Genomic DNA, 17,535 nt, shown 5'->3' on the forward strand with positions numbered 1-17,535 from the left:
CCGATATCGGCGAGGTTGAACGTGACCTGCATCGGCGGGCGCGGCGCCGCAGGCGCGAGTCTCGACGACTCGGACGCGAGACTGAAGGGGGCCGCGAACACGCCGCGCCCGCGCGGCCAAAAACACACCCATTCGACACGGCTACGATCGTGGGCGGGCCGCATGGGGCGGTCGTTCGCTTGTCGCATCGGAGCGAGGGGTGAGAACTTTGTGAAAGCCGGAGGACATCACTTGATCGGGCAAATCCTCGAGGGGCGCTACCGCATCGACGCACCGATCGCGCGGGGCGGGATGTCGATGGTCTTCCGAGGCGTGGATACCCGTCTGGACCGTCCGGTCGCCATCAAGGTGATGGACCCCAAGTTCGCCGCCGATCCCCAGTTCCTGTCCCGGTTCGAATTCGAGGCGCGCTCGGTCGCCAAGCTCAAGCATCCCTCCCTGGTCGCGGTATACGACCAGGGCGTGGACGGCGAATATCCGTTCCTGATCATGGAGTTGGTCGAGGGCGGCACGCTGCGCGAGCTTCTGCGCGAACGCGGTCCGATGCCGCCGCACGCGGTGCGCGCGGTCGCCGAGCCGTTACTGGCCGCGATCGGCGTCGCGCATTCGGCGGGCCTGATCCATCGCGATATCAAACCGGAGAATGTGCTGATCTCCGATTCCGGCGATGTCAAGATCGCTGATTTCGGTCTGGTTCGAGCCGTCGCGGCCGCGAACACCACCTCGGCGAGCGTGATCCTCGGCACCGCCGCCTACCTGTCACCCGAACAGGTGACCGCGGGCACCGCCGATTCCCGCAGCGACGTCTACTCCTTCGGCATCCTGATCTTCGAACTGCTCACCGGCCAGGTCCCGTTCACCGGCGACACGTCGCTATCGGTGGCATATCAGCGCATAGAGAACGATGTGCCCAGCCCGAGTGAATTCATCGCCGGAATCCCGCCGGAGTTCGACGAGCTGATCGCGCGGGCCACCAATCGCGAACCCGCGCATCGCTTCGCCGATGCCAACGAGATGGCGGCCGAACTGCATTCGATCGGGGTCGCGCTGAATCTGCCGCCATATCGGGTGCCCGCACCACGGGAATCGGCCGAACATCTCAGCGCCAGCTACCAGGCCGCCGCGCCGACCCCGCAGCAAGCCAGGGCCGCGGCACCGCCACCGCCGTCCGCACAGCACACCAAGGTCGTCACCGCGGCGCGGCCGCGCGTGCCCGACTACGGTCCGCCCGACAACTACGGACCGCCGGACACTTACGGCCCACACGATCACTACGCGTCATCACATTCGCCGCAGCCGTCACCCTTCGATGACGACCGGGCCAAGTCGCGTCGCACGGTACTGATCTGGGTCGCCATCGTCGCGATCCTGACCCTGCTCGTCGGGATCGGTGGCTGGTGGTTGGGCATCGGGCGCTATTCGGCCGTCCCATCGGTTGCCGGAAAAGATCAGGCCAGCGCGATTTCGGCGCTGGCGGATGCCGGTTTCGACACCGAGACCAGACAGAAGACCTCCGACACTATCCCGGTCGGCGGGGTGGTCGGCACCGATCCCTCGGCCGGCTCCAAGGTCACCAAGGGCTCGACGGTGGCCGTGCTGATCTCCAGCGGCAAACCCCGGGTACCGGATATCAAAGCGGGCGACGACATTTCGAAGGTCAACCAGCTCATCCGTGATGCCGGACTGCAACCGGTGGACGCGGGCGAAACCGGCAGCACCGCACCCAAAGGCACCTTCGCGAAGGTGGATCCGGCGCCCGGCACCGTCCTTCCGCTGGCCGCGCAGGTAAAGGTGTACCGCAGCAAGGGATCGCAGCCGGTGAAGATGCCCGATCTGCGCGGCAAGACCACCGAGGAAGCGAATAAGGTGCTCGCCGCGGCCGGAATCACGGTGCGCGAGACCCGAACTCAGTACGACCGCACGATCGAGGCGGATAAGGTCATCGCCACCGAACCGGCTGCGGGCGCAACGATCGAGTCCGGCGACGGCATCACCTTGATCGTCTCGAATGCCGTGAAGGTTCCGCTGTTGGTCGGCTCGAGCGTCGCCGACGCCCGCTCCAAGCTACAGGCACTCGGCCTGGTGGTGGCGGTGCGTCAGCTCACGCCGTCCGACAGTTCCCTGGTGATCGGCCAAGTTCCGGGCGTGGGTTCCAATGTCGAGGCGGGCAGTATCGTCTCGCTGACGGCACTGCCCTGACGCCAAAGGAGCGCCGCATATCGCGGCGCTCCTGTCGGAAAGCCTTGGTCAGCGCAGCATTTCGGCGACCAGGAAGGCGAGTTCCAGCGATTGCTGGGTGTTCAATCGAGGGTCACATGCGGTCTCGTAGCGACCGGACAGATCCAGATCGGAAATGTCCTGGGCACCGCCGAGGCATTCGGTGACATCCTCACCGGTGAGTTCGATGTGCAGACCACCGGGATGCGTGCCGAGCGCATGGTGCACCTCGAAGAAGCCCTGCACCTCGTCGATGATCCGGTCGAAGTGCCGCGTCTTGTAGCCGGTGGAGGCCTCATGGGTGTTGCCGTGCATGGGGTCGCACTGCCAGATGACCTGGTGTCCGGTCGCCTGTACCTTCTCGATAATGGGCGGCAGCACATCGCGAACCTTGTTATTGCCCATGCGCGATACGATGGTCAACCGGCCCGGCTCGTTATTGGGATCGAGCCGCTCGACGTACTCCACGGCCTGATCCGGCGTGGTTTTCGGGCCGATCTTCAGGCCGATCGGGTTGGCCAGCAGTTCCGCGAAGGCGATATGCGCGCCCTCGAGCTGACGGGTGCGCTCGCCGATCCACAGGAAGTGCGCGGATAGGTCGTAGAGCACCGGCTCGCCCGCCGGGCGCTCGCCGAGGCGCAGCATGGCGCGCTCGTAGTCCAGCACCAGCGCCTCATGGCTGGCGTAGATGCGGGCCGACTGCAGGCTCGGATCGTTCACCCGGCAGGCGGTCATGAAGGCCAAACCGCGGTCGATCTCCTCGGCCAGTGCCTCGTAGCGCGCACCGGCGGGCGACTGGGCGACGAAGTCGCGGTTCCAATCGTGGACGCGGTGCAGATCCGCCATCCCCGCGCTGGTCAGGGCGCGTACCAGGTTCATGGCCGCGCTGGCGTTCGCGTAGGCGCGCACCAGACGCGAGGGGTCGTGCTCACGCAGCTTCGCATCGGCGACGAGTGAGTTCACCATGTCACCGCGGTAGGACTTGAGGCCGCGCGCGTCGGTATCCGAGGAACGCGGCTTGGCGTATTGGCCCGCGATGCGCGCGACCTTGACCACCGGCAGACTGGCGCCGTAGGTCAGCACGACGGCCATCTGCAGCAGGGTGCGGATATTGCCCCGGATATGCGGTTCGGTGTTATCGGCGAAGGTCTCCGCGCAATCACCGCCCTGCATCAGGAAGGCCTCGCCGCGCGCGACCTCGGCGAGCTGCCCGCGCAGCTCCTCCACCTCGGCCGGCACGCAGATCGGCGGCACGCTCTCCAGCACGGTGCGCATCATCGCCGCCTGCTCCGGATCCCACGCCGGCTGCTGTAGCGCCGGACGCGCCAACGCGTCGTCCAGCCGCCTGCGCAGCTCTACGGGCAGCGGCGGCAGCTCCGGCAGGCGATCGATAGGTACATCGACGGTCCAGTTCACTTGTTCAGAATACGGATTCCTCGGCGCGTGGGCACCCGGAGGGAGGGGTGAATCACGCACACCAAGGTGTTACAAATCCATACCCTCGGTAGAGCCCGTTGCACAGCCGACGCAGCACGCCACATATGGTTGACAGCTGTGGGTACCTCGAAGGCGACCGAATGATCGCAATGGCGTCCCGACTTCCGCCCACTACCATCGGAAAATCAGTAGTCGTCGCCATATTGTTCGATAGTCTCCCGATTCCACTTCACCAGATCTTCCGCACGGGCATCGGGCGGCTGCCAAGTGAGCCAGAGCCCCGAATTCTCCGGCCGATTATCGAATTCATCCCCATTGCTGTGATGAGTTCACCCGGCCGCAGCTTCCGGTCGAGTCGGGCTTTCGTTATCAATCGATGCCGTAATTTTCAGCCGCCCTCCGCGGGACGCGGTATCCGGTATCCACACGACGAAATACGGCGGCCATCGTGCGAACTCTTCCGCCGCCGCCCCGGTACACCACATCCCGGAGCCGCTTCGATCGCACCCCGGCGCCGCAACTCACGCATGCACGCGTTACAGATACCATGTTCGAGAATGGCTGGGCGAGAACAACTTTCGACCGAGCATCGCGGATATCTCCGACCGAGATCAGCATTGTCATGCTTATTACACAATCCCCGAAGCCGCACAGGTCGAGAACAATCGGACACACTACAACGCGGCAGAATTTTTCATAAAACCCAACGTCCCCGGAATGCGTGGGTTCATGGTATCAGGAAGGCGGGAAGTGATTGAGGTATTTTTATGACACAGAATTCATTGAAGATGGCAAAATAATAGACTTGGTTTCAATCGGCGTTGCCTGCGAGGATGGGCGCGAATATTACGCGGTCTCCACAGAATTCGACCCCGATCGCGCAGGCCCCTGGGTACGCAAATACGTGTTACCGCAGCTTCCCCCGCCCGCATCGCCGTTGTGGCGCAGTCGCGAACAGATCCGCGACGACCTCTATAAATTCCTGGTACCCCGGCCGTCGGTGCAGCCCGAACTGTGGGCCTGGGTGGCCGCCTACGACCACGTCGCGCTGTGTCAGCTCTGGGGCTCCATGATCGACCTGCCCAACGCCCTCCCCCGCTACACCAATGAGCTGCGTCAGCATTGGGAGGCGCACGGCCGTCCCGAACTGCCCCCGGTCCCCCCGGACGCCCACGACGCCCTCGCCGACGCCCGCCACAACCTGGCCAAATTCGAGGCCATCGAGGCTGCTCGCCGCCGCGTTTCCCTTTGACGGCACAGGGCCCCGAGTCGAAGGAATTCGACTCGAGGCCCTGTGCTTATCGACTATCGGTCAGTGCGAGTGATTACCGTTGTGACCGTTCGCCTTCTCCTGGACCTTCTGCAGTACGGCGAGCTGCTTGTGCTCTTCCGCATGCTCGGCCTCGAAGGCCTGTTCAATCTCGTGTGCCGGGTCGGGGCGCAGGAAGCTACCGGTGCCCGGCTTACCGGCCGAACCCAGCTTGTTCATCTTCTTGGGCACAGGCGCGCCCTGGTACTCCAGCGGGATCGGGTGGCCGTGATCGTCGACCGGGCCGAGCGGCTGGTGCACCTCGATGTATTCACCGTGCGGCAGGCGCTTGATCACACCGGTCTCGATGCCGTGCTCGAGCACCGCGCGGTCGCTGCGTTGCAGACCGATGCAGAACCGGTAGGTGAGGAAGTACGCCACCGGCGGCACGACCAGCAGGCCGATGCGGCCCATCCAGGTGGTGGCGTTCAACGAGATGTCGAACTTCAGCGCCAGGATGTCGTTGACGCACGAGAGCGTCAGCACCACATAGAAACCGATCGACATCGCACCGATCGCAGTGCGCACGGGCACGTCGCGCGGCCGCTGCAGCAGGTTGTGGTGCACATCGTCGCCGGTCATGCGCTTCTCGATCCACGGATACAGCATCAGCACCATGAACACCAGACCCATGATCAGTGCCACCCAGAACACGGCGGGAACCGTGTAGCGACCCAGGTAGAGCTCCCACGGCGGCATCAGACGTGCGAGACCGTCGGTCCACATCATGTAGAAGTCGGGCTGCGAACCGGCCGACACCTGCGATGGGTTGTACGGCCCGATGTTCCAGATCGGGTTGATCTGCAGCACACCGGCCAGGATCGCCACGATGCCGAGGGTGAAGGCGAAGAACGCACCCTGATCCGAGGCGAACACCGGCACGATGCGGGCGCCGACGACATTGTTCTCGGTGCGGCCCGGACCGGGGAACTGCGTGTGCTTCTGGTACCAGACCAGTGCGACATGCGCGGCGATCAGCGCCAGGATGATGCCGGGGAACAGCAGCACGTGGGCGATGTACAGGCGCGGAATGATGATGTCGCCGGGGAAGTCACCGCCGAAGATCATCCAGTGCATCCAGGTGCCGACGATCGGGATGCTCATCGTGATACCACCGAACGCGGCCCGCAGACCGGTACCGGAGAGCAGGTCGTCGGGCAGCGAGTAACCGAAGAAGCCCTCGAACATGGCCAGGATCAGCAGCAGGCAGCCGATGACCCAGTTCGCTTCGCGCGGCTTGCGGAACGCGCCGGTGAAGAAGATACGGAACAGGTGCACGATGATCGAGGCCGCGAAAAGCAGTGCGGCCCAGTGATGCACCTGGCGCACGAACAGACCGCCGCGCACCTCGAAGGAGATGGTCAGCGCCGTCTCGTAGGCCCGCGACATGGTCACACCACGCAGCGGCTGGTAGGCGCCGTTGTAGACGACCTCGCTCATCGACGGATCGAAGAACAGGGTCAGATACACACCCGACAGCAGCAGGATGATGAAGCTGTAGAGCGCGATCTCGCCGAGGAGGAACGACCAGTGGGTCGGGAAGACCTTGTTGATCGACCGCTTCACGAACGCCGCGGCACGGTACCGCTCGTCCGCCTCATTGGCTTGGGCTGCAACCCGACTCATGAACGACGCTCCCAGTAGGCCGGTCCGAGCGGCTCGATGAAGTCGCCGGCTGCGACCAGGTAGCCCTCGGAGTTGACGGTGATCGGCAGCTGCGGCAGTGCGCGAGCGGCGGGACCGAAGACCGGCTTACCCCATTCGGTCGCCAGGAACTGCGACTGGTGGCAGGGGCACAGGATCCTATTGGTCTGCTGCTCGAACAGCGATGTCGGGCAACCGAGGTGGGTGCAGATCTTCGAGTAGGCGAAGTAGTCGCCGTAGTTGAAGCTCTCCTGCCCCTTGCGCTTGATGGCCTTCTGCGCGTCTTCGGTGCGCAGCCGGATCAGCATGACGGAGTTGCGGATACCGCGCAGGGACTGCAGCGTCGCGTGCTCGTCACCGCGCCACTTCTCCTTCCACGGGAACACCGTCTCCATGGCACCCGCGTCCAGATCCTCCGGACGCACCAGCACGATGTCCTCGGGGCGACCGGTATCGCGACGGATGTAGATCGTCTCGCCGGGGAAGTCTGGGGTCCAACCCGAAACCCACAGCGGCGACTTGTCGCCCTTGGCCCACGGGTTCTTGATCATGCCGCCGACGAAGACAAGCAGCGTGCCGATACCGAGTACGCCGACACCGGCGCCCGCGGTCCGGGTGATCATCTTGCGGCGACCCAGCGTGGAGGTATCCAGCGCATCCTGCAGTTCGGCGACCAGGGTGCGGCGCTCGACCTCGGGCGAGGGCCCGTCGTGGCGCTGCTGAATGGACAGCTCGGCCGGGATGAACTTCTTGCGGATCAGCACCACTGCGACACCGATGACCAGCACCGAGATACCGAAGCTGAGGCCGACCAGCGGGGTGAACAGCGAGTAGGCGGCGTGGCCGTCCTCGTTCTTGCCCTTGAACTCCCAGGGCCAGAACAGGAAGACCCCGACCAGGACCGCGGCCGCGATACCGGAGACCGCGAACCAGAACGTGACCTGCCGCTCGGCGCGCTTCTCGGCGCGGGTGCCCGGTACCGGGAATCGCTCGCGCCGGTAGGCGACGTCGACGTCGTCGCGCTCGGTACCGAGCTTGACCAGCTCGTCCCGCGACATCGCGTCGAGTTCTTCCTCGGTGGGCTCCGCGGGCGTGACGTTCACCTGCGCGTTCGACGGTTCCGCACCGTCGTGGCCCTCGTCCGGCCGACCCATGTCAGTTGGCTCCTTGCTTTCGCTCATGAACGTGATCCGATCCACATGGCGGCGCCGACGACGAGCGTGATGCCGACCACCCACATGGCCAGACCCTCGGTCGCGGGACCGAACCCACCGAGATCCCAGCCGCCGGGACTCTTCTCCTCGGTGGCGTTCTTGACGTAGGCGACAATGTCGCGCTTCTCTTCCGGGCTCAGCTGCCGATCGGAGAACTTCGGCATGTTCTGCGGGCCGGTGAGCATCGCATCGTAGATCTGCTGCTCGCTCGCGGGCTCCAGCGGCGGTGCGAACTTACCGGAGGACAGCGCGCCGCCGCGTCCGGTGAAGTTGTGGCACGACGCGCAGTTCATCCGGAACAGCTCCGAACCGCGGGCGACATCCGGACCGCGCAGCGATTCCTGAGCGACCTCGCCATTTGCATCGCGGACCACGCTCGGGCCGCCACCATTGGCCGCGACGTACGCGCCGAGCGCGTCGATCTGGTGCGCGTCGAACTTCGGTGGCTTGCGCTGGGCCTGGGCCTCATTGCGCGCCATCGGCATACGACCGGAGGAGACCTGGAAGTAGACGGCCGCCTCGCCGACGCCGATCAGGCTCGGACCGCGGTCGGGCACGCCCTGCAGGTTGGCGCCGTGGCAGGTGATACAGGAGGTCTCGTAGAGCTGCTTGCCGTCGCGGATCAGCGCGGACTGGTCCTCGTTCGCGGTCGCGACCTGCGGGTTCGGCGTGATCGCGGTGGCGAGGAATCCGGCTCCGACGAGGCCCACCAGCAGCGCGAGCCCACCCGCGATGCGACGCCGCATGCGGCGCTGCCTGCGCGTCTTGCTGGCCTGGCCGGCCGCGACGTCGTGGCGGCTGATCGCCGCGCTGGGGCTCGCGGGCTCTGGCGCTGACGGGGGAGATGAACTCATCTGTGTCCCTTTGGAGTAGACGGAACCGACTTGTGCAAAAGATTTGGGGTACTGGCCCGGCTCAGCGGACGAAGTAGATCGTGGCGAACAGCCCGATCCAGACGATGTCGACGAAGTGCCAGTAGTACGAGACGACGATCGCGGCGGTGGCCTGTGCCGGGGTGAACTTACTGACCTTGGTGCGGACCAGCAGGAATACGAAGGCGATCAGACCGGCGATGACGTGCAGACCATGGAAGCCGGTGGTGATGTAGAACACCGAGCCGTAGGCGCTGCTCGAGATCGAGGTGCCTTCCTTGACCAGGGTGGTGTATTCGTAGCCCTGACCGGCCACGAACATCGCACCCATGATCAGAGTGATGACGTACCAGCGGCGCAGGCCGAATACATCGCCCTTCTCCGCCGCGAACACACCCATCTGGCAGGTGAAGGACGAGGCGACCAGCACGGTGGTGACCGGCACGGCAAGCTTCAGGTTCAGCTCGGTCGGTTCCGGCGGCCAGTTGCCGTGGGCCTGGGCGCGCGCGACGAAGTACATCGCGAAGAGCCCGGCAAAGAACATCAGCTCGCTGGACAGCCAGATGATGGTACCGACGCTCACCATGTTGGGCCGGTTCAGCGAATGCACACGCTGAGTAATGGCCGATCCTGGGGTCCCTACTGCGGTCGTCACGGGGGTAAGTATGACTCGTCGTAGTACGACACAAGTACCCGGGTGCGAAACTTGTCCTCCCGTGTCGGAAAACGCACGGACAGACAGTCTCTGAACCACGGTGTCGACAGGTTGATCACGAGCGCGCGCGGCTGTGACGCGGCAGATGCGACGATCGGTGTGACTCCCTTCCGAGCATGTCAGGTGTAGGTAAGGAAGAGCTGAGATCAGGAGGCGGATGTGACGCGGTGGTGGCGACGGCTGTTCGGCGGGCACGAACCCGAACCACTCGATCCGACCCGTTCCGATCTAGCAGTCGTAGCGGAGTGCTTCGATGACTCCGAAGCGTGTTCGACAACACTCGCGCGCGCCTCGGCTCTCGAGGTCGACGAGCCCGCACTGCTACGCCATCACTTGCGTATTCCGCCCGATCGGATCGATGAGGTGTGTGCGATAGCAGCCCAGGACGGCTACGCCGCGGCCCCGCGTACCGCGGGGCCACACGAACTGGAATCACTGATCCTGCAACGGGTTCAATTGCTCGACGCGCTGCACTGTTCGCAGGAACGGTCCAGGATGGTCGGTCTCGCCCAACGCCACGATGGCGTCGCGGACGGCTGGGATGCCCTGCAACCCGGTTCCCCGACCGCGCCGCGGTAATAACGTCTCGACCACTACGCTCTATCGCGACAGACTGGTGCGCGAACCAGTGGTGACAGGAGAAGTGGACATGCGCAGCTGGCCCCAAGTACTCGGGACCCTTGCCGATGGTGGCGATCTGGCAGCGGAGGACACGACCTGGGTGATCAACGAGATCTTCACCGACAATGCGACGCAGGCACAGATCGCCGCCTTCGGTGTCGCAATGAAGATCAAGGGCCCGACTCCTTCGGAACTGTCCGGCATGGCCGCCGGCATGCTCGGCCACGCCCGCCTGGTCCACATCGACGGCGATGCGGTGGACATTGTCGGGACCGGCGGTGACCGGTCCGGTTCGGTGAATATCTCGACGATGTCCTCGATCGTGGTGGCCTCAGCCGGTGTGCCCGTGGTCAAGCACGGCAATCGCGCGGCCTCCTCGAGGAGCGGTGGCGCCGATGTGCTGGAGGCATTGGGTGTAAAGCTGGCCCTCGGTCCCGACGCCGTCGCTCGCTGCGTGCGCGAGGTCGGCATCGGCTTCTGCTTCGCGCCGCTGTTCCATCCTGCGCTGCGCTTCGCCGGTCCGGCCCGCAAGGAGATCGGCATCCCCACCGTTTTCAATGTCCTCGGCCCGCTCACCAACCCCGCGCAACCGCGAGCCGGGCTGGTCGGCTGCGCGTTCCCCGAACTGCTGCCGGTCATCGCCGGGGTGTTCGCTGCCCGTGGCGCGAGCGCGCTCGTGGTGCGCGGCAATGACGGCCTGGACGAGATCACCACCTCCGATACCACCGACGCATGGGTGGTATCGGACGGACAACTGCGGCAAACCACCATCGATCCGACCCGCATCGGCATCGCGCGCGTCGACCTGGACGCATTGCGCGGCGGGGACGCCGAAGTCAACGCAGGTGTCGCGCGCAGCGTACTCGCGGGTACCGCGGGCCCGGTGCGCGATGCGGTGCTGCTCAACTCCGCCGCCGCCATCGTCGCCTACGACCTGTCCCAAGGTGTCGGCGATCCGAATGCCGATATCCACGAGGCCATCGCCGCGGGTATCGATCGCGCCGTCGAAGCCATCGACACCGGCAAATCCGCCGCCCTGCTCGAGCGCTGGACCAAACTCACCAACACCCTCGGCGGCAACTGACTCCCGCGGCGCGATTCGTGCGCCGCACGTCGGCAAACCTCTTGTGGTGGTACAGGTTACAGTGGCGGCGGCCATCCGGCGTTGCCCCGTTTTCGCGTCGGGCATACGCTGCCCGGCTCGACTGCGGAGGAGCACATTGATGAAGCGGGGCGTTTACGCGGCACTAGGCGCACTGGCGATCGCGGCGGCGGTCGTCGGCGGACCCGCCGCACACGCGGCGCAGGGCACCCTGGTCGTCAACGGCACTGTCTACCGCGGACCGTCCGGCTGCCTACGAATCGGCGGCAGCGCCGCCCCCTTGGCCATCGAGAACCACACCGACGCCACCGTCACCGTCTTCGCTATGGCCGGCTGCAAGGGCGAAGCCGGCGCCGCACTCCCCTCCGGCGCCTCCCGCACCTTCTCCGGCTCCTCCATCCTCGTTTCCTGAGCGGCTCACTCGCCGAGGGAGAACCCCGCTTCGACGTCGGCGCGAGAGTAGGACTTGAAGGCGATATGGGTGGTGGTGCGGGCGACGCCGGGGGTCTTGTCGATCCGGCCGGTCACCACCTCGGCAATCTGCTCATGGTCGCGCACCCGCACGACCGCGATCAGGTCGACATCGCCCGCACAGGAGTAGACCTCGGTGACGCCCTCGGTGTCGGCGACCGCCTGTGCGGTCTCGGGAATGCGGGCGTTCTCGGCCTGGATCATCACGATCGCGGTAATCATGGCTGTCAGCCTAGGCGGTCACTGCGGGCGTACCCCGAGAGTTCGGCGTCCTCCGGGTGGAGTCGGGCCCGTGCGGCCGCATCGGCGAGATCGGCCCACCCGGCCCAGCGTCCGGCACCACGGATCGGTTCGCCGTATCCCGCACTCGTGCGCACAATCCGCACCCCCGACCGCCCCAGCCATCGCGTCACCAGACCGACCTCTTCCGGCGATGCACCGCGCAACGGCGGCATCGGATCCGGCAGTACCGTCTCCGATGTCGCGACGATACGTTCGATCACCGGCATGGGCGGCACACTGCGCGCCGACGTACCCGCCCCCGCCAACCGCCCGTAGCGGATCACCGCGTACTCCCAGCCGCCCGCGCCATCCGGATGCGCCGCGATCAGTTCGGCGATCCGCGCCACCGCGGCCAATCGTTGGGTGCGGTGCAGTGCCCGCAACACCGCGACGGTCCGGTCGCGCAATCGGGCGGCGGCTTCGAAATGTTCTGCGTGCGAATGAGTTTCGATGGCATCGAGCATCGCCCGCAGCGGCGCGTCGGAGTGTCCCGCGAACAGCGCCCGAACGGCCGCCGCGGCGGGTTCGTATTCCTCTCTATATATAGGAGTGTCACCGACGGCCGCCGGGCATCCGCCGACCACCGCGGGCAGGCAGTCGTGGCGACCGTCGCGCGGCAGGCGCGTGGTGCAGGTGCGCAGACCGCTGTGCTCCGCGATGGTCAGCGCGATATCGTTCGCGTCGATCCGAGAAGGAAAGGGCCCCAACGCATCCGCGGTCGGTGTGCGCGCGATCGCGAATCGGGGAAACGGTTCGTCGGTCAGCGTTATCCACCAACCGCGCTTCGGGAATTTCGAGCGCCGGTTATAGGGCGGGGTATGTGCGACGATCAGTCGCAACTCGCGCACCCCGGCCTCCAGACCGTGCGCGCACACCACATGGTCGACCCGAACGGCAAGGGAGACCATCTCTTTCATCCGGCCGCGGGTCTCGGATCCGGTGAAGTAATTGCGCACGCGGCGGCGCAGATTCACGGCCGTCCCTATATAGAGGACTTCGTCGGAGGGACCGCGGAAAAGATAGACGCCGGGACTCGCCGGCAGATCGTTGGCGAGAACCCGTTTGGCGCGTTGGCGCGGTGTGACATTCGGCAGATAGTCGAGTAGTTCGGTGAGGCTGTGCACGCCCAGATTGCCGACCCGTCCGATGAGGGCGTGCAGCACGTCCACGGTGGCCCTGGCATCGTCGAGGGCGCGGTGGTTCGGCTGGGTGGTCGCACCGAGCAGCGGCGCGAGCACACCGAGCCGGACCGAGGGAGCTTCGTCGCGGGCAAGTACGCGCCGCGCCAGCTTCACCGTGCACACCACCGGCCCGCTCGGCCACGGCGTATCCAGGCGAGCCGCCGCGGCGCGGAGGAAGGCCATATCGAACCGGGCATTGTGCGCGACCAGCACAGCGCCCTTGGCGAACTCGAGAAAACCCGGCAGCACCGCCTCGATCCGGGGTGCCTCATAGACCATCGCGGTGGTAATGCCGGTGATCTGGACGATCGCGGGCGGGATGGCCCGTCCCGGATTCACCAGGGTCGCGAATTCCCCCAGCACCTCACCGCCGCGCACCTTCACCGCGCCGATCTCGGTGATCGCATCGCCTTCGGGGCTGGTGCCCGTGGTCTCCAGGTCGACGACCACGAAGGTGGTGTCGTAGAGCGGCGTCTCGAGCTCGTCGAAGGCCAACTGCACTGTGGCCTGGCGCGGCGTCGGATCGGGCACGGCGTGCAGCGTAGGGCCTGGGTCCGACAGGAACCGCCGGAAACCCCACTCGAGATTCCATCGGACAAATGTCCGAATTACACCGTGAGGATTTCGCTCCCATTCCTACAAAATGATCTAGAACGTCAAACAGTGATGCGCGTCACACTATTTACCAAATTGCATCAATCGGACGGACATGCCCGAGCGCCCGGAGTCGAGGTCGCCAGCACACCGCCCGCAACCCGAGGAAGCGGACCGGTCGGTTCGACTCACCCGGCAACCAAGAGCCAATACACCGTTACGACCTGGGCAAATGCCACAAGACTCAACGCCCGAGACACATCGAGGCCGAGGGTCGTCCGACTCGGCAACAGCGTCGACATTCGCGGATAAATACACTCCGTTATTGTTTCGTGATTGATGTGACGTAAATCGCATATGTCCGGCGGAGAATGTGTTGAGCGTCGCCATTTCGGATGTCTCGGGCTTTACAAATCACCGTGATGTATTCGTAATCTTTTCGAGACCTCACGGAGTCCTACGCACCACCCGACGGTGCTTCGACACGAAGTCCGCCGCACCACCGGGTGCGGCGTCGTGGGGCAGATTGGAAGTACCGCATCATGGCGACCAACACCGTCAAGCGACATGCCAAGCGTGCCATCACGGCTGGAGCCGTCGGAGCCGCCACGCTCGGCGTCTTCCTCCTACCCGCTGCGCCCGCCTCGGCCCAGCCGGTCACCATCCCCGGCGTCGGCACCTTCGACATGCCGAACGAGATCCCGATCCCGCAGGGTATCCCGGGCGTCGAGGTGCCCGGCCCGGCGCAGCGTCCGTTCCTGGCCCCCAAGAAGACCGTCGGCGATATCGCGCTCGACGCCGCGATGAGCAAGGTCGGCGCACCGTACGTCTACGGCGCCGCCGGCCCGAACGCCTTCGACTGCTCGGGCCTGGTCAAGTGGTCCTACCAACAGGCCGGCATGGAGCTGCCGCGCACCAGCGGTGAGCAGCTGAACGCGGGCACCCCGGTCTCGCTCGACAACCTGCAGCCGGGCGATCTGGTGTCGTTCTACGGCGGCGGCCACTCCGGCCTGTACGCCGGTGACGGCAACGTCATCCACGCCTCCACCTCCGGTACCCCGGTGAAGCTCGCGCCGATCTCCTCCATGCCGGTCGCCGGCGCTCGCCGCTTCTGAGCAGCTCTTTCGATCACCCCGCCCGGCCATACGGAACGGCCGGGCGTCGGGACGGCCCGAGTGATCATTTTGTAGCCCACTGGACACAGACCTACGCCGTTCCGTAACCTAATCGAGACCTTCCCAGGGGTTGCGAAGTTCGCCACAGAAGTTCCGAAGCTTACGGAGGCGACACGATCGCTTCACGAGAGAGACGGGGCCTGGCGCGCTGTGACAGCACATCATCAAAGACATCGCACGAAACGTCTGGTGGGAGGGGCATTAGCCGCCGGAGTCCTGGCCGCTGCTCTCTGCAGTGGCAGTCCGGCCGTCGCCGATCCGGCCGCCATGCCGACCACGGCCAGCGAAGCCGTGCAACGGATGATCGACCTGTCGCGCGAATCCGAGCAGCTCAATCAGCAGGCACTCGGTGCACAGGCCGATTTCGACATCAAGCTCGCCGGCCTGCACGATGCCGACGGCAAACTCGCGGCGGCAACGCAGACCGCCGATGCGGCCCGCGAGGAAGTCCGCAAGTTCCAGCCGATCATCGATCGCACCGTAATCGCCGCCTATCAGGGCGCGCGCACGAACCGGCTCTCCGCCGTCCTGCTCAGCGACTCTCCACAGCGTCTGCTCGACCAGATGTCCACCATCGACATGATCTCGGCCAAGAACTCCGAGCAGCTCACTCTCTACAAGCAGGCGACCGCCGTCGCGACCGAGGCGGAAAAGGCCGCACGCGTCGCCGCCGATACCGCACGCGCCGCCTCCGATAAGGCCGACCAGGTGCGCGCGGATCTCGAGCGCAAGCGGGCCACCCTGTCGGGGTCCATCGCGCGGGTGGTCGAGGCGTGGGGGCAGTTGTCCACCAAGGACAAATCGGCATTGGCCGGATCGCCCTTCCCACCCGGTTTCGATACCGACACCCTGCTGCGCGGACTGGTTCCCGGCAGCGGTACCAGCGCATTGGCCGCCGGACTCACCCGCATCGGCGACCCCTACGTCTGGGGCGCGACCGGACCGCACCAGTTCGACTGCTCGGGCCTGGTGCAGTGGGCTTTCAAACAGGTCGGCAAGGATGTGCCGCGAACCAGTTCGCAGCAGGCCGCCTACGGCACGCCGGTGGATCAGAAGGATCTGCAACCCGGCGATGTCGTGTTCTTCTACTCCGATATCTCCCATGTCGGTATCTACGCCGGCAATGGAATGATGGTGCACGCCTCCACATTCGGGGTTCCGGTAGCCGTTGCGCCGATGGGGTCGACGCCCTATCACTCAGCACGACGATACTGATCAGCTATGAGTAGCATTCGGCGGGCCCGCGCCTGGTTGTTCGTGCGGCGCCGCTTCCAGTTCGTCGCCACCGTCGCGATGGTGACCGTACTGACTGGCACCTGCGGTGCACTGCTGATGGTGCCGAATTCGGTACTGCCGAAACTGCATGCGGCCGAGCCGACTTCGATCGGCAGCTTGCGCGCCGCCGAGGACGATCCGCGCCTCGCCGCGGTGCGACGGACGCTCGAACCCTTCGGACAGCTCGTCACAGAGCGGGTGCCGACCGGGAACGGCCAGGAGTCCCTGGTCGTCGGTCATCCGGCCCAGCAGGCCGAAATCGACACGCTCGCGGGCGAACTCGGCACCGCGATCACGGCCGTCACCGGAGTATGGGGCCCGGGCTGGGCCCAGTCCGCGATGGTGGTCGTCGCGTCGAATCCGTCGGAGTTCGCCGCGCTGGTGCGCTCGGGTGCGAGCATGCCCGCCGATGTCGCCGCGGCCTCGGTCGCCGATCCGTTCGTGCCGGGCACCCAGCCAACCGGCCAGCGCGTCGTCTTCAGTTCCGATGCCGGACGTCGCCTCGACGCCGACGGTCTGCGCACTCTGTTGCGCCATGAACTCACCCATATCGCCACCCGAGCTCAGACCATCGACGGAGCACCGCAGTGGATGCTCGAGGGTTTCGCCGAATTCGTGGCACACCTCGGCACCGGACATCATTTCGCCGATATCGCGCCAACGGTCGCCACCCGTATCCGCGCCGGAGAGGTCCCGCGTGATCTCCCGTCGGCCGCCGATTTCGCCGGCAGCGGTGCCGTCGTCGCCTATGAGCAGGCCTGGTCGGTCTGCGCGTTCGTCGCCGAGAAGTTCGGCCAGCCGCAACTGGTCGAGCTCTACCGCAGCATCGCCGCGGGCAAACGGGACCCCGCAAGCGAGGACAGCATCATGCGCGATGTCCTCGGCACCGGCCGCGACGATCTGGTCGCCGACTGGCGCGCTTGGTTGTCGGCCCGAGCCATCTGAGCCGAGCGTCGATGCCCTCCGTCCCTGGCGAAGCGAGTCCGACCGGAGCGAGGAGTTCACGACCTTATCTATCGTGCGGCCGACCGATCGCAGTGCACGAAGCCCCAAGTTCCACTACTAACCCAACCGCACGGAGCGAGTCCTACGAGCGACGTTCGCGGCCCGTCTCGCGTCGAAGGCGCGGCCATCGAACACAGCCGAGTCGTCGTCGAAGCGCATGCGCCGCAAGCGCACCAGGTGCCGAACGATCCACCATCACCGACCACAACGGAGCAGGTTTACGAGCGACCCGTTCGCGACCCGTCTCGCGTCCGAGCCGTCGAAGCGCATGCGACAAGACTCGAGTGCCGAGACGCATGCATCAGGTGCCGAACAAACCCCCTCAGCGACCACAACGGAGCGAGTCTTACGAGCGACCCGTTCGCGGCCCGTCTCGCGTCCGAGTCGTCGAAGCGCATGCGACGAAGTCGCGAGTCTCGAC

The 17,535-nt window shown here is 65.7% G+C and carries 15 protein-coding genes; 8 read left to right on the top strand and 7 right to left on the bottom strand.

Translation table 11 applies throughout. The features are described from left to right. Nucleotides 1-231: 231 nt before the first annotated feature. Nucleotides 232-2,199 (top strand): Stk1 family PASTA domain-containing Ser/Thr kinase, encoded by a 1,968-nt coding sequence (gene pknB / locus AB0J29_RS35455; RefSeq protein WP_364795278.1) that lies wholly within the window; start codon nt 232-234, stop codon nt 2,197-2,199. A 48-nt stretch (nt 2,200-2,247) separates the two neighbouring features. Here the strand turns inward: pknB and AB0J29_RS35460 are convergent, their stop codons facing one another. Then, complete coding sequence (locus AB0J29_RS35460) at nt 2,248-3,633, bottom strand: class II 3-deoxy-7-phosphoheptulonate synthase (RefSeq protein WP_364795279.1); 1,386 nt, start codon at nt 3,631-3,633, stop codon at nt 2,248-2,250. Nucleotides 3,634-4,408: 775 nt separating this feature from the next. On the opposite strand from AB0J29_RS35460, the gene AB0J29_RS35465 reads away from it, so the two are divergent. Further along, a complete protein-coding gene (locus tag AB0J29_RS35465) occupies nt 4,409-4,906 on the top strand; it encodes a polyadenylate-specific 3'-exoribonuclease AS (protein WP_364795281.1) in 498 nt (165 codons plus the stop codon). Nucleotides 4,907-4,966: 60 nt separating this feature from the next. Here the strand turns inward: AB0J29_RS35465 and AB0J29_RS35470 are convergent, their stop codons facing one another. The 4 genes from AB0J29_RS35470 to AB0J29_RS35485 all read right to left on the bottom strand — a co-directional run bounded on the left by AB0J29_RS35470 (nt 4,967) and on the right by AB0J29_RS35485 (nt 9,348). After that, on the bottom strand, nt 4,967-6,589 hold the full coding sequence (locus AB0J29_RS35470) for a cytochrome bc complex cytochrome b subunit (RefSeq protein ID WP_364795283.1): 1,623 nt from the start codon (nt 6,587-6,589) through the stop codon (nt 4,967-4,969). Beyond that, nucleotides 6,586-7,761: a ubiquinol-cytochrome c reductase iron-sulfur subunit gene (locus AB0J29_RS35475; RefSeq protein ID WP_364795307.1), complete on the bottom strand. Its 1,176-nt coding sequence runs from the start codon at nt 7,759-7,761 to the stop codon at nt 6,586-6,588. Before AB0J29_RS35475 ends, AB0J29_RS35470 begins: the two co-directional genes overlap by 4 nt. Nucleotides 7,762-7,784: 23 nt before the next feature. Continuing rightward, entirely contained in the window at nt 7,785-8,567 is a 783-nt protein-coding gene (locus AB0J29_RS35480; RefSeq protein ID WP_364795308.1) for a cytochrome c, read from the bottom strand. Nucleotides 8,568-8,736: 169 nt separating this feature from the next. Then, the gene (locus AB0J29_RS35485) at nt 8,737-9,348 is read right to left on the bottom strand and encodes a heme-copper oxidase subunit III (protein ID WP_364795285.1); all 612 of its coding nucleotides are present in this window, start codon (nt 9,346-9,348) and stop codon (nt 8,737-8,739) included. A 219-nt stretch (nt 9,349-9,567) separates the two neighbouring features. On the opposite strand from AB0J29_RS35485, the gene AB0J29_RS35490 reads away from it, so the two are divergent. The 3 genes from AB0J29_RS35490 to AB0J29_RS35500 all read left to right on the top strand — a co-directional run bounded on the left by AB0J29_RS35490 (nt 9,568) and on the right by AB0J29_RS35500 (nt 11,543). Next, a complete protein-coding gene (locus AB0J29_RS35490; protein ID WP_364795288.1) occupies nt 9,568-9,987 on the top strand; it encodes a hypothetical protein in 420 nt (139 codons plus the stop codon). A gap of 70 nt (nt 9,988-10,057) precedes the next feature. Continuing rightward, complete coding sequence (trpD, locus tag AB0J29_RS35495) at nt 10,058-11,113, top strand: anthranilate phosphoribosyltransferase (protein WP_364795290.1); 1,056 nt, start codon at nt 10,058-10,060, stop codon at nt 11,111-11,113. 139 nt (nt 11,114-11,252) lie between these two features. Continuing rightward, entirely contained in the window at nt 11,253-11,543 is a 291-nt protein-coding gene (locus tag AB0J29_RS35500) for a hypothetical protein (RefSeq protein ID WP_364795293.1), read from the top strand. Nucleotides 11,544-11,548: 5 nt separating this feature from the next. Here the strand turns inward: AB0J29_RS35500 and AB0J29_RS35505 are convergent, their stop codons facing one another. After that, the gene (locus AB0J29_RS35505) at nt 11,549-11,824 is read right to left on the bottom strand and encodes an Lrp/AsnC ligand binding domain-containing protein (RefSeq protein WP_364504725.1); all 276 of its coding nucleotides are present in this window, start codon (nt 11,822-11,824) and stop codon (nt 11,549-11,551) included. Between the two features lie 5 nt (nt 11,825-11,829). Beyond that, nucleotides 11,830-13,596, bottom strand: coding sequence for a DEDD exonuclease domain-containing protein (locus AB0J29_RS35510; RefSeq protein ID WP_364795295.1), 1,767 nt, complete (start codon nt 13,594-13,596; stop codon nt 11,830-11,832). Nucleotides 13,597-14,201: 605 nt separating this feature from the next. Between AB0J29_RS35510 and AB0J29_RS35515 the strand changes: the two genes are divergently transcribed. The 3 genes from AB0J29_RS35515 (at nt 14,202) to AB0J29_RS35525 (ending at nt 17,054) form a co-directional block, all read left to right on the top strand. Next, a complete protein-coding gene (locus AB0J29_RS35515; protein ID WP_364795298.1) occupies nt 14,202-14,774 on the top strand; it encodes a C40 family peptidase in 573 nt (190 codons plus the stop codon). A gap of 249 nt (nt 14,775-15,023) precedes the next feature. Continuing rightward, nucleotides 15,024-16,049, top strand: coding sequence for an NlpC/P60 family protein (locus AB0J29_RS35520; RefSeq protein ID WP_364795301.1), 1,026 nt, complete (start codon nt 15,024-15,026; stop codon nt 16,047-16,049). A 6-nt stretch (nt 16,050-16,055) separates the two neighbouring features. Further along, on the top strand, nt 16,056-17,054 hold the full coding sequence (locus AB0J29_RS35525) for a hypothetical protein (RefSeq protein ID WP_364795304.1): 999 nt from the start codon (nt 16,056-16,058) through the stop codon (nt 17,052-17,054). Nucleotides 17,055-17,535 lie beyond the last annotated feature (481 nt).

Origin of the sequence: Nocardia sp. NPDC049707, assembly GCF_040674855.1 — a bacterium.
In the GTDB taxonomy this organism is placed as follows: domain Bacteria; phylum Actinomycetota; class Actinomycetes; order Mycobacteriales; family Mycobacteriaceae; genus Nocardia.

Coding starts and splice junctions, on each gene's coding strand:
- AB0J29_RS35470 (WP_364795283.1), bottom strand. CDS start 6,589: ATGAGTCGGGTTGCAGCCCAAGCCAATGAGGCGGACGAGCGGTACCGT.
- AB0J29_RS35475 (WP_364795307.1), bottom strand. CDS start 7,761: ATGGGTCGGCCGGACGAGGGCCACGACGGTGCGGAACCGTCGAACGCG.
- AB0J29_RS35480 (WP_364795308.1), bottom strand. CDS start 8,567: ATGCGGCGTCGCATCGCGGGTGGGCTCGCGCTGCTGGTGGGCCTCGTC.
- trpD (WP_364795290.1), top strand. CDS start 10,058: ATGCGCAGCTGGCCCCAAGTACTCGGGACCCTTGCCGATGGTGGCGAT.
- AB0J29_RS35500 (WP_364795293.1), top strand. CDS start 11,253: ATGAAGCGGGGCGTTTACGCGGCACTAGGCGCACTGGCGATCGCGGCG.
- AB0J29_RS35505 (WP_364504725.1), bottom strand. CDS start 11,824: ATGATTACCGCGATCGTGATGATCCAGGCCGAGAACGCCCGCATTCCC.
- AB0J29_RS35515 (WP_364795298.1), top strand. CDS start 14,202: ATGGCGACCAACACCGTCAAGCGACATGCCAAGCGTGCCATCACGGCT.
- AB0J29_RS35525 (WP_364795304.1), top strand. CDS start 16,056: ATGAGTAGCATTCGGCGGGCCCGCGCCTGGTTGTTCGTGCGGCGCCGC.